The sequence below is a fragment of the Sphingopyxis sp. EG6 genome (assembly GCF_003609815.1).
Classification (GTDB): Bacteria; Pseudomonadota; Alphaproteobacteria; order Sphingomonadales; family Sphingomonadaceae; genus Sphingopyxis.
Map to the genome: position 1 here is coordinate 2,602,738 of NZ_AP017603.1, position 14,716 is coordinate 2,617,453.

At 65.2% G+C, this 14,716-nt stretch carries 11 protein-coding genes; 1 reads left to right on the forward strand and 10 read right to left on the reverse strand.

Going from position 1 to position 14,716, the window contains the following annotated elements:
• Positions 1-13: 13 nt before the first annotated feature.
• Positions 14-1,006: a LysR family transcriptional regulator gene (locus SPYCW_RS12625; protein WP_120218281.1), complete on the forward strand. Its 993-nt coding sequence runs from the start codon at positions 14-16 to the stop codon at positions 1,004-1,006.
• Here the strand turns inward: SPYCW_RS12625 and SPYCW_RS12630 are convergent.
• The 10 genes from SPYCW_RS12630 to SPYCW_RS12675 all read right to left on the reverse strand — a co-directional run bounded on the left by SPYCW_RS12630 (position 958) and on the right by SPYCW_RS12675 (position 14,716).
• Positions 958-2,370 (reverse strand): amino acid permease, encoded by a 1,413-nt coding sequence (locus SPYCW_RS12630; protein ID WP_232014701.1) that lies wholly within the window; start codon positions 2,368-2,370, stop codon positions 958-960. The two genes, SPYCW_RS12625 and SPYCW_RS12630, sit on opposite strands and share 49 nt — an antisense overlap.
• Entirely contained in the window at positions 2,367-3,638 is a 1,272-nt protein-coding gene (kynU, locus tag SPYCW_RS12635; RefSeq protein ID WP_232014702.1) for a kynureninase, read from the reverse strand. Before kynU ends, SPYCW_RS12630 begins: the two co-directional genes overlap by 4 nt.
• Positions 3,628-5,070, reverse strand: a complete 1,443-nt coding sequence (locus SPYCW_RS12640) for an aldehyde dehydrogenase family protein (protein WP_232014703.1) — start codon at positions 5,068-5,070, stop codon at positions 3,628-3,630. The genes kynU and SPYCW_RS12640 overlap by 11 nt, the downstream gene beginning before the upstream one ends.
• Positions 5,067-6,695: a thiamine pyrophosphate-binding protein gene (locus SPYCW_RS12645; RefSeq protein ID WP_120217063.1), complete on the reverse strand. Its 1,629-nt coding sequence runs from the start codon at positions 6,693-6,695 to the stop codon at positions 5,067-5,069. Before SPYCW_RS12645 ends, SPYCW_RS12640 begins: the two co-directional genes overlap by 4 nt.
• A gap of 111 nt (positions 6,696-6,806) precedes the next feature.
• Entirely contained in the window at positions 6,807-7,490 is a 684-nt protein-coding gene (locus SPYCW_RS12650; protein ID WP_120218283.1) for a fumarylacetoacetate hydrolase family protein, read from the reverse strand.
• Positions 7,491-7,507: 17 nt separating this feature from the next.
• The gene (locus SPYCW_RS12655; RefSeq protein ID WP_120217064.1) at positions 7,508-8,425 is read right to left on the reverse strand and encodes a hypothetical protein; all 918 of its coding nucleotides are present in this window, start codon (positions 8,423-8,425) and stop codon (positions 7,508-7,510) included.
• 24 nt (positions 8,426-8,449) lie between these two features.
• On the reverse strand, positions 8,450-10,207 hold the full coding sequence (locus SPYCW_RS12660; RefSeq protein WP_120217065.1) for a hypothetical protein: 1,758 nt from the start codon (positions 10,205-10,207) through the stop codon (positions 8,450-8,452).
• 50 nt (positions 10,208-10,257) lie between these two features.
• Entirely contained in the window at positions 10,258-12,639 is a 2,382-nt protein-coding gene (locus tag SPYCW_RS12665; protein WP_120217066.1) for a TonB-dependent receptor, read from the reverse strand.
• Positions 12,640-12,951: 312 nt separating this feature from the next.
• The gene (locus tag SPYCW_RS12670) at positions 12,952-13,947 is read right to left on the reverse strand and encodes an alpha/beta fold hydrolase (RefSeq protein ID WP_232014704.1); all 996 of its coding nucleotides are present in this window, start codon (positions 13,945-13,947) and stop codon (positions 12,952-12,954) included.
• Positions 13,919-14,716: an autoinducer binding domain-containing protein gene (locus SPYCW_RS12675; RefSeq protein ID WP_120217067.1), complete on the reverse strand. Its 798-nt coding sequence runs from the start codon at positions 14,714-14,716 to the stop codon at positions 13,919-13,921. Before SPYCW_RS12675 ends, SPYCW_RS12670 begins: the two co-directional genes overlap by 29 nt.

The following is a 14,716-nucleotide window of genomic DNA, read 5'->3' on the forward strand; positions in this document are numbered from 1 at the left end:
TCCGGGGGCCAAGATGCCAAAGTTCCATGAAAATTTTCTGCTGAGTCGTTTGAAATTGCGCCAGCTGCGCCTGCTCACCGCGATCGCCGACGAGGGCACGGTGCTGAAAGGGTCGCAGGCGCTGAACATCGCCCAGCCCGCCGCGACCAAGAGCATCAAGGAGCTGGAGGACGCGCTGGGTGTCCAGCTGTTCGATCGCTCGTCGCGCGGGGTGACGCCGACCGACTTTGGCCAGGTCATGATCAAACATGCCAAGCTGATCCTGACCCAGCTGCGCCACGCGGGCGAGGAACTGCAATCGCTGGAGGAAGGGCTGTCGGGCCGCGTCCATGTCGGCACGTTGCTCGCCGCATCGACCTCGCTGCTACCGCGCGCGCTGGCGCGGCTGCGCGAACGACGCCCGGGGATCGCGGTGACGGTCGACGAAGGCACGATCGACCGCCTGATGCCCGGGCTGCGCACCGGCGACATCGATGTCGTGCTGGGCCGCTTGCCCGAATATCGCGAGCGCGAGGGGCTGCGTCAGGAGGTACTCTATCGGGACACCGTCTCGATCATGGTGCGCGAGGGGCATCCGCTGACCCAGCGTGGCGGCCTCAAGCTCGCCGACCTGATCGACCAGGCGTGGGTGATGCCGCCGCCGCAGACATCACTGCGCCGCCAGGTCGATCACGCCTTTCGCCACGAGGGGCTGGAGCCGCCGCAAGACGTCATCGAATCGGTGTCGATCCTCACCAATCACGCGCTGCTGATGAACACTGACATGCTGGCGACGATGCCGCATCAGGTCGGCATCGGTCAGGCGGGGCTCACCGCGCTGCCCGTGATATTGGAGGGGGCAAATTCGCGCATCGGCGCGACGACCCATGCGCATGGCGAGTTGTCGGCGGCGGCGCGCTACTTCATGGCGGTCGTCCACGAGGTCGCCGCCGAGATCCGCGCCGAGCTGGGGCAGGATCAGGACGTCGCGGACGGTCCGGGCGAGAGCCGCCGCCAAACAAAATAGGCCGACGCCACGATCACCAGCCACGGCACCCCGGCGATCACCGCGGTCTGCCAAAAGTCGGTATCGAGCGCCATCGTCACCGCGATCGCGCCGAGCAGCGTCAGGCCCAATAGCTGCGCATAGGGGAAGAAGGGCATCTGTACGGGCAGATCGGCGGCGCGGTGCTGGCGCCGGAACCGCAGGTGGCTGACCAGGATCGTGCTCCACACCAACAGCCCGCCGAACAGCGTGATCCCGAACAGATAATTATAGGCGAGCGGGGTCAGGATCGACACCGACGCCGCGGCGAGGATGCAGACACCCGTCAGCAGCGTCGCGCGCATCGGCACTTTCTGCGCGTTCAATTCGCCCAGCGCGCGCGGGGCATAGCCGCCACGCGCCAGTGAGAACAGCATCCGCGACCCCATATAGATGCTGGTGTTCATCGCCGACAGCGCCGCCGAGGCGACGACGAAGTTCATCACCCCCGCGGCATAGGGGATGCCTGCGATGGCGAACATCTTCACGAACGGGCTTTCGGTGACGACCTTGGCGCCCGATTCGGTCCACGGCAGGAAGGCGACGATGATGAACAGCGCGAGGATGTAGAACAGGAACAACCGCGCCGCCATCGTACGCAGTGCCGCCGGAATTGCGGTTTTCGGATCTTTCGCCTCGCTGGCGGTACCGACGACGAACTCCAGCCCCATGAAGGAAAACAGCGCCATCAACACCGCCATCCACACGCCTGAAAAGCCGTTGGGAAAGAAACCGCCGGCCAGCCCGGTGACATTGTGCAGGCCCACCGGGTCGCCGACGATCCCGAAAATGCGCGACAGGCCGACCATGATGAAGCCGACGATCGCCGACACCTTGATGACTGTCAGCCAATATTCGACCGACCCGAAATTATGCACCGCGCGGGTGTTCACCCACACGACCACCGCGGCGCTGCCGATCGCCCACATCCACACCGGCGTGTCGGGATACCACCAAGTCATGTAGATGCCCACGGCGACGGCTTCGCTGCCGATCAGCAAGACCTGCTGGATCCAATAGGTATAGCGGACGATGAACCCCATCATCGGACCGAGATAGATTTCGGCATAGGTACCGAACGACCCGGCGGTCGGATGGACGACCGCCATTTCGGACAGGCTGAACACCATGATCACCGCGATCAGCGCCGCGATCGCATAGCTCACCAGCACCGCGGGACCGGCGTAGCCGATCGCGATGCCCGACCCCATGAACAGCCCGGTGCCGATTGCGCCGCCCAGCCCGATCATGATGATCTGCGCCTTGGTTAAGCCGCGCTCAAGCCCGCCCTCACGATCGATATAGGCCTGTTCGTCCATCGCCATTCCCCCCTGCCTGTCGGTCATGTGACGGCGTCGCGCGCCTGATGTTCGGGCTGTTTCCAGACGCCCTGATCCATGATCGTCACCAGCCGGTCGACGGCATCCCAGACATCCGCATAGCCGACGTAAAGCGGCGTAAAGCCGAAGCGCACCGTGTCGGGGGCGCGGAAATCGCCGATCACCCCGGCGGCGATGAGCGCGCGCATGATCGGATAGCCGTCGGCGTGCGCGAACGACACCTGGCTGCCGCGCGCCGCAGCCGCGCGCGGTGAGGCCAGCGTAAAGCCATGTCCGGCACACCGCTGCTCGACCAGGCGGATGAACAGGTCAGTCAGCGCCATCGACTTCGTGCGGATTGCCGCCATGTCGGCCTGCAAATGAATGTCGAGCCCGGTTTCGACGAGCGCCATCGACAGGATCGGCTGGGTACCGATCAGAAACTGCCGCAGCCCCGGCTCCGGACGGTAGCCCGGTTCGAAGGCGAAGGGCGCGGCATGGCCCCACCATCCGGTGACCGGCTGCAACGCCTGTCCCTGATGCCGCTTCGCCGCGAACAGGAAGGCGGGCGAGCCGGGGCCACCGTTCAGATATTTATAGGTGCAGCCGACCGCGAAATCGGCGCCCGCGCCGTTCAGATCGACCGGCATCGCCCCGGCGCTGTGGCACAGATCCCAGATCGCGAGCGCCCCCGCAGCATGGGCGCGCGCGGTGATCGCCGCCATGTCGTGGACATGCCCGCTTTTGTAATGAACATGGGTGATTGCGACCGCGACGGTGTTTTCGTCAATCGCGTCCGCAATCTCGTCCTTTTCGCACAGGCGCACCGTCACCCGCCCGCCGGTCGCCGCGGCGACACCTTCGGCGATGTAATTATTGGTCGGAAAATTGCTGCCCTCGAGGATCAGCACGCTGCGGTCGGGCCGCATCGCGACCGCCGCCGACAACACCTTGAACAAATTCTGGCTGGTCGAATCGCAGATCAGGGTCTCCCCGGCGTCGGCGCCGATCAGCGGCGCCAGCTTGTCACCCAGTCGTTCGGGCAGGTCGAACCAACCGGCGCTGTTCCAGCTCTTGATCAGGTCGGTGCCCCATTCGTGGGTCACCACCGCCTGCGCCCGCGCGCTCGCCGCCCTTGGCATCGCCCCCAGCGAATTTCCGTCGAGATAGATGATGCCGTCGGGCAGGACGAACTCACCTCGCATCGGCGCCAGCGAATCGGCGCGGTCCATCGCCTCGCACCACGCGCGGTCGGGCGTTTCGGGAATTGCCATTGTGGCGAGATCAAGCGTCATGGAAACATATCACCTTTGTCTGGGACATTTCGCGCATCGCAAAGCGCACGCCTTCACGCCCCATATTGCCCCGCCCGGCGCCGCCGAAGGGCATGGCGTCGAGCCGATAGTCGGTCGAATCATTGATCATCACCCCCGCGACCCGCAAGCGCCGCGCCGCGTGGCGCGCGTGACGGATCGATTCGGTAAAGATCGCAGCGTGGATGGCATAATCAGCGCGGTTCGCCGCGTCGATGGCGGCATCGAGGTCGGCAAATCGAAACAGGCTGGCAACCGGGCCAAAGGCCTCGTCACACGCGACGCGCGCATCGTCGGCGACGCCCGCCAGCAGGGTCGGGCGCACCAGCGTTCCGGCGCGCTCGCCGCCCGCGAGCACGGTCGCGCCCTGCGCCACCGCCTCGGCGGTCCACGCGACGATCCGTTCGGCCTGCGCGGCCGAGATCATCGGTCCGATGTCGGTGGCGGGATCGGTCGGATCGCCGACGCGTAAGTCTTGTACGTGCGCGACCAGCGCATCGCGAAAGGCGTCATGCACGCCTTCGTGGACATAGATGCGCTGGACGCCGATGCAATTCTGCCCCGCCGCGCCAAAGGCGCCCGCCACGCAGGCATCGGCGGCCCGCGCGATGTCCGCATCGTCCATGACGATTACCGGGCCATTGCCGCCAAGCTCCATAGCCAGCCGCTTGATCCCCGCCGCGCGCGTTATCGCCTGGCCGACGCTGGCGCCGCCGGTAAAGCTGACCATCGCGACATCGGGATGCCCGGTCAGCGCGTCGCCAAAATCGCGCCCGCGCCCGGTCAACAACTGCAACGACCCGCCGGGCAGCCCCGCCGCAAGCAACAGCCGCGCGAGCATGATCGCCACCAGCGGCGCCTGCTCGGCCGGCTTCAGCACGACAGCGTTGCCAGCGCCCAGCGCGGGACCGAGCTTGTGGCAAATCAGGTTGAGCGGGTCGTTGAACGGCGTGATCGCGGCGATGATGCCCAGCGGTTCGTGGACATAATAGCCCGACCGCGCCTCGCCGCCCGGAAAGCTGTCGAAGGCAATCGTTTCGCCGGCCAGCCGCGTCGCCTCTTCGGCTGAAAGGCGCAGCGTGTTGACCGCACGCGCGACCTCGCGCGCCGCGCTGCGGATCGGTTTGCCCGTCTCGGCCGTGATCGCCGAAGCAAAGCGCGCTGCGTCCCTTTCCAGCGCCAGCGCGGTATCGTGAAGGATTCGCGCGCGGGCGCCGGTCGACAGCGCGCGCATCGCCTCTGCCCCTTCAACCGCGCTCGCCACCGCGCGCTCGACATGGCCCGCATCGGCGCAGGCGACCTCGGCCAGCGCCGCGCCCGACCACGGATTGACCACCGTCATCGTCGCCGCTGCAGCCTCCCAGCGGCCGTCGATCAACAGCGATCGGCCGCTGTCGAACGCGACATGCATCATGGCTTGTCCTTGCGCAGCACCAGGCCGTCATATTCGCGGCTGTCGAGCAATGCCTCGACGATCACCGGGCCACCCGCGGCAAAGCCCGCCTCCAGCGCGGCGCGGAACTCGGCCGGATCGCGTGCGACGGTGACCGGAACCCCGAACAGCGACGGACCGCCGATCGTTCCCTCGGCCCGCACCGGCGTGCCGTAGATCGGGTTCGATTTCTTTTCCTGCTTGATGCGGATGAGCGCGAGGTCATTGTCGGTAAACACGATGATGACGATCGGCAATTTCTCGCGCACCGCCGTCGCGAGTTCGCCGACGGTCATCAGGAAACCGCCGTCGCCCAGCACGCAGCACACCGGCGTATCCGGACGGCAGAGCTTGGCGGCGATGGCGGCGGGCAATCCGAAACCCATCGCCGACCAGCCGTTGGTCATGATCTGGGTACCCGGCGCCGGGGTACGCCAATGCTGGCCGATCAGATGCGTATGCGCGCCGACGTCGCACGTCATGATGCCATCATCGGGCAAAACGTCGCGCAGGACGTCGAGCGCCGCGCACGGCCCAAAGGCGCCGTCTCGCCCGGCAAGCTTGGCGAACATCGCGTCCTTGCGCGCGGCGAGCGCGGCCAGGTCCCAATCCTTGCCGTCGACCGGCAGCGCCAGCAGGGCATCGAGCGTCGGCGCGATCGCTCCGACCACATCGGCGACCACCGGGTGCAGCGCAGCATCGATGTCCACCGGCGCGATGTCGATGCTGGCGAGCGCCAGCCCGTCGCGCATCCAGTTTTCATAATTGAACTCGATCGGGTCATAACCGACCGCGACGACCAGATCGGCCTCGGCATGGGTCACCCCCACCATGTCGGACAACGCGTGGAACAACACCCCGGCATAGTTGGGATGGGTTTCGGCCACCATGCCCTTGGCCATCGGCGTCAGCAGCACCGGCAGGCCGAAGCGTTCGGCCAGCGCCACGATGCGGTCCTGCACCCTCGCGCGAACCGCGCCCAGCCCGATCGCCAGCACCGGCTTGCGCGCGGCAGTGAAAGCCGCGACCAGCGCGGCGACATCATCGGCGGCAGCGGTGGGTATCGGATCGGCGGCGACCGCGCCAATCTGCGCCTCGTCCACAGCGACCGCGCTCATTCCCTGCGGCAGCCCGACATGCACCGCGCCGGGGCGGCCCGACAATGCGATCCGCGCCGCCGCCGCCAGCGTATCGACCGCAGTGTCGGCCTCGATCCGCATCGTCGCCTTGGTGAGCGGCGCGAACAGCGCCTGATGGTCGATTCCCATCTGGATCGTGCGGCTACGCCAAGGCGCGGGCATTTCGTCGGTCAGCGCGATCATCGGTGACCGGTCGAGCGTCGCGCCGCCGACGCCGGTGGCAAGGTTCGTCGCGCCGGGGCCAAAGGTGCCGAAACAGACACCGGGCACCCCGGTCAGCCGCCCGCAAACGTCGGCCATGAAACCCGCGCCGCCCTCATGACTGGCAAGGACGAAGTCGATGCCGTCGGTGGTGCGGATCGCCTCCATATAATCGACCCAGCCGCCGCTCGGCACGCCAAAGACATGGCGCACCCCCATATCGCGGAGCGCCGCAACGACATTGCGGGCCACATTGGTCGATTTCATGCGCGATCCTTCAAACAGAGCCTGTCTCTGCAAGCGGCCTAGGCCGACCTGTCATAAACAAATAATACCGAATGGCCGCGTCGATATATGCCAGAAGTTATATGGGACGCGTCAGACGAAGCGATTGGCGATCGCGCCAACGCCGTCGATGCCGCCCGCGACCCGGTCGCCAGCGACGATGCGTCCGACGCCTGCGGGGGTGCCGGTATAGATCAGATCGCCCGCCTTCAGCTCGACATAGGTCGACAGTTCGGCGATGATGTCGGCCACCGGCCAGATCATGTCGGCAATGTCGCCGTCCTGGCGCAGCTCATCGTTGACCGACAGCCAGATGCGCGCCGTGGATGGATGGCCGACCTCGGTCACCGGGCGGATCGGCGACAGCACCGCGCTATGGTCGAAACCCTTGGCCATGTCCCACGGTCGCCCCCCGGCTTTGGCATCGGCCTGCAGATCGCGGCGGGTCAAATCGTTGCCGACGGCATAGCCGAACACCGCTGCCAGCGCGTCGTCCTCGCCGATATTGGCGCCACCGCCTCCCAGCGCCACGACCAGCTCGATCTCGTGATGCAGGTTGGTGGTGCGCGGCGGCATCACAATGTCGGCGCCCGCCGCGACAATCGCATCGGCGGGTTTGGAAAAGAAAAAGGGCGGTTCGCGGTCGGGATCACCGCCCATTTCGCGGGCATGATCGGCATAATTTTTGCCGACGCAAAAGATGCGCCGGATCGGAAACCGCCGATCGCTCCCGGCAATTTCGGCGGACGGATGATCGATCGAAAAGACGGTATTCATGCGGCGCCCTTTGCTGTTCAACCCGGCGGATAGAGGATCGCGCGGCACTTGCCCAGATCGGCCCCGTCGAGGCCGCTTTGCTTGTCGGCGTTCCACGGGCTGCCCATCTGATCCTCGGGGCGATACCAAAAGCCGTACAGCTTGTCGTTCGCTGCCACCAGCGTCGCCGCGCCGATGCTGCCCTCTTCCCTCGAGAACCAGGCGAGCCGCATGATCCGGCCAAAGATCGTGCCGCGCAATGTGCCGAGGCCATTGTTGTAGCACCCCAGAATGTCGTTGCCGCGCTGCCGCAGCATGATCGGACCATATTCATGGCTATAGACGCCGCTAACGTCCGCCACCGCCGCGGCGCCGCGTTGTTCGACGTCGCCGATGATCGCGACATCGGACAGGCGCGTCGCGCCGCTCCCGGCCCAATTGCTGTCGATGCGCAGCCGCAGCCAGCGCGCGCGGCCCTGCTTGGGCAATTCGACCAAGGTCCGGGCATCGGCCTTTGCCTCGCCATCGACCAGCAGTTCGAACGGCCCGTCTGGGCCGGTCGTCGACCCCAGCAACGCAAAGCGCCGCACCGGCGATCCTTCGGCGGTCTGCGACATCGACCCGTCTTCGCGGACCACCGGCTCGAACCGGCTGTCGATCACGACCGCATCGATCTTGCCATTGCCCGCCAGTTCGAAATTCAACGTGTGCGGAAAGCGGATATTCTTGTCCGACAGCCAGCCATAGGCGGGATCACCGTCGACCAGGTTGATGCTATAGGTCGACCAATGCCGCTTCGCCTCACCCGCATCGGCCTCGGCGATACCGCCCCAGCTGATGTGCAGGATGTTGTTCCCTGCCGGTTCGATGGGCTTTTCCGGGACCTTTTTCGCGGGCGCGCCCGAGCATCCGGCGAGGAGCAGCGCTCCCGCCAACCCAATCTTCCAGTCATGCATGATTTTCAGTCCTTCAAGATCGACCTAGTGACGTTCCGGCCAGATTTTCTTCGGCGCACCGAGCCGCGGCTTGCCGAGCAGCGGGCTCGACAGCGCGTAAACGCCGTTGACCGAAAAGGCCCAGATGATGTTGCGGTCATATTCGGTAAAGACCGCGAACGTCGAATTGCCGAACGTATATTCGGGCAGCTCCTCGTTGGTCGGGAAGCGCGGGACAAAATAGCCCGCGATGCTCGGTTTCGCCGGGTCTTTCACGTCGAAAATCTGGATCCCGGCGTTGTAGAACGCATAAATGGCAAGCCCCTGGCGCCCGCCCTCGGGCTGCCCCAGCCCGCCCGACCGCTTCGGCCCGAAGCTGCCGCGCCGCTGGCAAAAATCGGTGAAGGCGGCGCCCGGCGGCGGCACCGGACGCGGGAACTTCGCCGCGACCTTCGGGTTGGCCGGATCGCGCACGTCGATCGAGAAAATATCCTTGTACGGCTCGTAACAATTCTCGTTCATCGGATAGCCGTTCGAGAACACGAAGCCGGTGCGGTCATATTGGCTGACATCGACATTGTCGAACTCGGTCCCCGCATAGCTCGGCGGCACGCTGAGGTGGCCGAGCGTCTTCGGGTTGGCGGGATCGGCAAGGTCAAAGGTGTAAAAGCCGAGCCCGCCCATGCCGCCGAAACCGATCCGGCCGCCGGCCTCGATCGGCTTGGTCAGCACGATCGGGTTGCGCGACCCCATCCAGCTGGTGCGGTTGCCCGCGCGCGGATTGGCGCGGTACGCCGCTTCGCTATCCTTGTCGCCGAGCCGCTGTCCGGGCACGCTGATCTGCGACACGAATTTGGGATTGGCGGGATCGTCCATGTCCCAGACCTGATAGCCGGGCGAATAAAGATAGTCGGGATATTCGGTCAGCGCATAGCTGTCGTCGGGCGCCGCCGACAGCAGCATATATCGGCCGCCCCACCAGGTCGCCGCGTCGAGCGCGCCCGATCCTTGCTGTTGGCCGATCGGCGCGTCGGGATGCTGATAGTCGGTGGTGCGCGTCGCGATCAGATCCCATTTGTCGGGGGTCGGGCCGTTCATCACGAACACCTTGAAGCCCTTCAGCGAATTGTAATTGCGCTGCGCCGCGACCTTGTCCGGCTGGCGCAGCTTGTCGTCCATCAGGCCGAAACGCCCGATCTCATAGGATGCGACGAGCACATTGCGCCGCAGTTTCTTGTTCCACGCGATGGTGACGCCGCCGAAATAGTCGGTGACCGCCGACGCGTCCCAATCTTCGCTGGCCCCCTTGCTGTTCCACACGCCGCCTTGTGACCAGACCACCCTGGCCTGGCGCGGATCGGTCACGTCCATGATCCGCAGATAGTCGCGGTCGTGGGTGTAAAGGTACCGCTTGCCGCCGAAATCGACGACGCTGGCCCACGCGTGCCAAGGTGATGTGACCCCGGGATAAAAACCGATCACTTCGACATTTTTGGCGTAGCTATTCTGATCCCAATGATCGAGCTGCCCCGAAAAATTGGGCGCATTGGTGGTCAGCGGGGTGGCGACCGGGTGGCGGAACGCGCCGATCGCCGGGTCCATGCCATAATCGACGTCGGGCTTGGGCGGCGCCGGCGGGTTCTCCGGCGTCGCCTGATGCCATGCCTTCAGATAGGGATCGACGATGTTGACGGGGCCGGTCGGGTGGCCGCTCTCGCCGCTCGCCGCGATCAGCGCGGTGGCATAGAGCAGCCCCGCAACGACTGCCGCGCCGCCGCCGATGATCCTGTTTACGCGTTTCATCGGCGGCCTCCCGTCTCGTCAATCCCGGCAAACATGGTCGCGGCGCGCCGTCAGAAACGGAACCGGGCCGTCACGCCATAGGTGCGCGGCGGAATATAGGTGCCGTAGATCGTCCCGAACAGCGCGAGCTTGCTGGTATAATTCAGCTCGTTGGTCAGGTTCTTGGCCCAGGCGGTCAATTCCCATTTGCTGTCCACGTCGCGCACCCCGATCCGCGCGTTCAGCAGGATTTCGCTGTCGAATTTGAGCAGCGGCGAGTTAGGATTGTCGAAGAAATTGGCGCCGGTATATTGGAAATCGCTCCCCGCGATCAGAACAACCTTGTCGCTGACCGGCTGGTCCAGATTGGCCGAGACCCCGAACGCATGCTTGGGGGTGCGGCGGCAGCTGTTGCCGTCGAGGTCAGTGCCGTCATCGTCGATGATCAGCTCGCCGGTGAAGTTGCACCGCGAATAGGCATAGTTGCCCGACACGCTGAAACTGTCGGTCAGTCGCGCTTGGATGTCGAGCTCAAGCCCGTAAGCGCGCGTGCCGTTCGCCGCGTTGAATACGAAATTGTCGGGCGGCAGACCCGGGCCGGGCGACAGGAACTGGTTGGTCTGAAGATTGTCGTACAGCGTGTAATAGGCTGCGGCATTGACGAACATGCGCCGGTCGGCGAGCGCCAGCTTCGCCCCCAATTCAAAACTGTCGGCGGTTTCGGGCTCGAACGACACCAAGGCTTCGGCGGGGGTGTTGGCATCCTCTCCGGTCCAGCCACCCGGCTTGTACCCCTTCGCATAGCGGGCATAGAGGGTGACGTCGTTGTTCGGTTCAAAACGCAGCGTCGCACTGGGCAGCCAGGCGTCCCAGCTGCGTTTGTCGGTCACGGTAAAGTTCACCGGCGCACCCTCGAACGATTCCCCAGACCGGTTGTTCGAATAGCGTTTGCGGTCATGGGCATAGCGCAGCCCGGCATCGAAGGTCAGCTGGTCGGTCAGGCTGTAGCTGACCTCGCCGAACAGCCCGATATTGTCGTTCTTGGACGTCGTGACAGTATGGTTCGACCCCGGAAAGGGCGACGCGGGCGTGCCGCCAAAGGCCATCGAAAAGGCGAATTCGGTGATCGCCTGGAAATCGGGGAACAGGAAGTTCACATCCTCGGCGCGGCGGATCTTTTCGCGGAGATAATAGACCCCGCCTTCCAGCCGCAGCGGGCCGCCATCGTCCCAGCGCAGCCGCAGTTCCTGCGAGAATTGTTTGACGTCTTCGGCCTTGCCGCTGTCGAAATAGCTGTCGGGGACGGTTGCCAGATAGACATCGAGCCCCGCGACCATCGCCGAGGTGACGTCGGGCGCGTTGGTTGCCGGATCGATCGGGAAGTTGAAAAACAGCCCCGACCCGTCTTCGCGCGCCGCCAGCGAGGAATCGCGATAAGCGGTCTGCGACGCAATGCTCAGATTGTCGTTCGCTTCCCAGTCGATCGAGCCGCTGACCCCATACATGTCCGAGTTCTGGAAGCCGGTGAAATTATGCGCTCCCCTGCGGGGGTTGGCATTTTTGAACGGGGCGTTGCGGTCGGGCAGGACAAAGCCGGGCAGGCTGGCAATCGGCGGCGCGAAGAAGCTGTTGTACGTGACTTCATTGCTGTCGCCGGGAACGATCACATCGACCCACCGCGCCCCGTCGCGGTGCCGCGTATAATCGGCGGACAGATTGATATCGATCGTCGCCGACGGCTGCCAGCGCAGCTGGGCGCGCACCGACTGGACATTCTGATCCTCCTCGTCGCCGCCGCGCGTGTTGATCGCATAGCCGTCGTGGCTGCGCGAACTGACGACCAGACCGATGCCCACCGTGTCGGACACCGGCCCGCGCACCGAAGCCGCGACGTCGAGCTTGTCGTAATTGCCATAGGTCGCCTCAACCCGACCCTCGAACTGATCGCCCGGTTTTTTGGTCACATAGTTGATCAACCCGCCGACGACGCTTTTACCGAAACGCAGCGCCTGCGGCCCCTTGAGCACCTCGACGCGCTCGAGATCATAGAGGTCGAGAAGCGATCCGGTGCCGCGCGACAGATAGGCGCCATCTACAAAGATGCCGACCGCGCCATCGGCGCCCGCGCCTTGGATGTCCGACCCGATGCCGCGGATAAACAGCTCGGTATCAACCGCGCGTTCGGCGCTCAGCTTCAGGCCGGGAACGCGGTACGCGATTTCGGAAAAATCCTTGATCCCCGCCTGCTCCAGCGCGGCGCCGCTGAACGCCTGAACCGAAATCGGCACGTCTTGCAGGCTCTCCTCGCGCTTGCGGGCGGTGACGACGATCTCGTCGTTCGCCGACGCCTCCACCGCGCCGTCGGGCGCGGCTTGGGCATGAGCGAGGCCCGGTACCGCAAAAGCCGCCGCCGTTACGAGAAGCGCCCCGCGCATGGTCCGTGTTGATTTCATTGTCCGTCTCCCCCAACGACCGCCCGCGCCCCAAGCTTGTAGAGGGAAAGCACCAGGTTCGGCCCGTTTGATTTGCAGATTGGACGTTACCGGTGTTTATATATCTATATAATAGATTGTATATCGTCTGATATTCGATTTTGGATATAGCGAAAGATGGGATGTCGGGCTCCGCCGGTAGCATCACCTTGGATCGCAATGGCAATTTTCTCGGCCAGCGCGTGAACGGCGCACAGATAGCCGGTCTCGCCGCGCGTGCGTCATCGGCGCGTTTCCGCTGAAAGCGTTCAAGATCGTCGGATCGACAGTCGGTCAGGCCTTCGCAAACGCCTCGATATCGGCGTTCAGGCGGTCGATGTGGGTCACGAACAGCCCATGCGGGGCGCCTTCATAAACGACCAGCCGCGCCGACTTCATCAGCTGCGACGCCGGCAGCCCGGTGAGCGCAAGCGGCGCGGAGGCGTCTTTGTCGCCATGGATGAACAGGGCCGGGATGTTGATGGCGCGAAGGTCGGCGCGGAAATCCGCTGCGGTCATCGCCCGGTTGAGGTCGATGACTGCGCGCAGCGACGTGCCGAGCATGATATTCTTGATCCATTGGCGCATCAGCGGGCTGGTTTCGGGAACCACGAACGCGTCGCTGTTGCTGTCGATCCATTGCGGAAAATCGCGATAAAATTGCTGACGCATCTGATCGAAGGCAGCGGCGGGCACCCCCGCCGGATTGTCGGGCTTGGCCGCGAGGCATGGCAGCGTCGTCGCCAGGAACAGCACGCGCGCGACCCGGCCCGTCGCTGGCTTGCCGCCCAGATAGCGCAATATCTCACCGCCGCTCATCGAATGGGCGACGACCGCCGCGCCCCTGACGTCGAGCGCGGTCAGCACCGCATCGACATCGCCCGCCAGCGTCGCATAATCATAGCCGCGCCCCGGATCGTCCGACCGACCATGGCCGCGCCGGTCGAAAGCGATGCAGCGGAACCCGCGTTCGGACAGCGTCGCCATCTGATATGCCCACATGTCCGACGACAGCGCCCAACCCGACAGGAAGAGGATCGGCGCGCCGGTTCCCCAGCTGCGGACGTACAGGCGCGTCCCGTCCGGCGCCGTGACCCACGCTGGACTCGTCGTTCCCGCGCGCGGTGCCGCGTGCGTCGCGGTTGCCGCCAGCGCCAGCGCGGCGCCGCCCGCCAGCGTCCCTGCAAAAACTTCACGCCTGTTCATCATCTGCCCCTCGACGGTGGAGCCGCACGATGTCAGCGGTTCATGCGCCGCGCCACTACCCCGCAGGTAGGCGGCTGAGGTCATCCAGATTTTCCACCAGCGCCCGCGCCACCAGCGACGCCGCCGTGCGGGTCTCGCTAGCGATGTCGATGCGCTCGCCCCATGACGAAAAGGCGCGAACCGACCCGTCGCCGACCGGGATCGGCAGGACGAAACCGTCGTTGATCCGAAAATCGCGCGCTTCGGCCAGGATGCGGCGCTGGGCGTCGTTCATCAGCGCGGGCGGAATATCGCTCCAGAAAAATCCACGGTCGCGCGCCGCGGTCGCGCGGACCAGATAATCGACGTTGCGATAGCGGTTCGTGACATTGTGCTGGAGCCATCCGACGGCGGGGCGACCGCCCGCGTCGCGGCGGATGTCCCAGCCGGCGCGCGAGCCGCGCAGCGTGCCGGTGATGAAATGATCGATGCCGATCTCGCCGAAAAATTCGGCCGCAATCGCGGTCGACCGCGCCGCCGACGTCGATCCAGCCAGCGCGAACACCGCGTCAAACGCGCGCATCTCCAGCGTCCCGGTGTCGCGAACCCGGTCCGCAAAACGCGGCGCCAGCCCTGCCGCCAGCAACAACTGATCCTGTTCCATGCCCGACAGGCGGAGCGCCGCAGCCAGTCGGGCCACCATGGCAGCGCTGGGCTTGGCGCGGCCGGTTTCGAGGAACCCCAGATGGCGGCACGACACGCCGGCGTCGAGCGCGAGGGCCAGCTGCGAACGGCCGTCGCGCTTGCGATGCGCCACCAGATCCCGACCAAAAGCGCCGCGGCGATCGGATAGAAACGGCTGGACTTCGGACAT

Excerpts from the sequence above, each read along its gene's own strand:
- SPYCW_RS12625 (WP_120218281.1), top strand. The coding sequence starts at position 14 with ATGCCAAAGTTCCATGAAAATTTTCTGCTGAGTCGTTTGAAATTGCGC.
- SPYCW_RS12630 (WP_232014701.1), bottom strand. The coding sequence starts at position 2,370 with ATGACCGACAGGCAGGGGGGAATGGCGATGGACGAACAGGCCTATATC.
- kynU (WP_232014702.1), bottom strand. The coding sequence starts at position 3,638 with ATGACGCTTGATCTCGCCACAATGGCAATTCCCGAAACGCCCGACCGC.
- SPYCW_RS12640 (WP_232014703.1), bottom strand. The coding sequence starts at position 5,070 with ATGATGCATGTCGCGTTCGACAGCGGCCGATCGCTGTTGATCGACGGC.
- SPYCW_RS12645 (WP_120217063.1), bottom strand. The coding sequence starts at position 6,695 with ATGAAATCGACCAATGTGGCCCGCAATGTCGTTGCGGCGCTCCGCGAT.
- SPYCW_RS12650 (WP_120218283.1), bottom strand. The coding sequence starts at position 7,490 with ATGAATACCGTCTTTTCGATCGATCATCCGTCCGCCGAAATTGCCGGG.
- SPYCW_RS12655 (WP_120217064.1), bottom strand. The coding sequence starts at position 8,425 with ATGCATGACTGGAAGATTGGGTTGGCGGGAGCGCTGCTCCTCGCCGGA.
- SPYCW_RS12660 (WP_120217065.1), bottom strand. The coding sequence starts at position 10,207 with ATGAAACGCGTAAACAGGATCATCGGCGGCGGCGCGGCAGTCGTTGCG.
- SPYCW_RS12665 (WP_120217066.1), bottom strand. The coding sequence starts at position 12,639 with ATGAAATCAACACGGACCATGCGCGGGGCGCTTCTCGTAACGGCGGCG.
- SPYCW_RS12670 (WP_232014704.1), bottom strand. The coding sequence starts at position 13,947 with ATGACCTCAGCCGCCTACCTGCGGGGTAGTGGCGCGGCGCATGAACCG.
- SPYCW_RS12675 (WP_120217067.1), bottom strand. The coding sequence starts at position 14,716 with ATGTCCGAAGTCCAGCCGTTTCTATCCGATCGCCGCGGCGCTTTTGGT.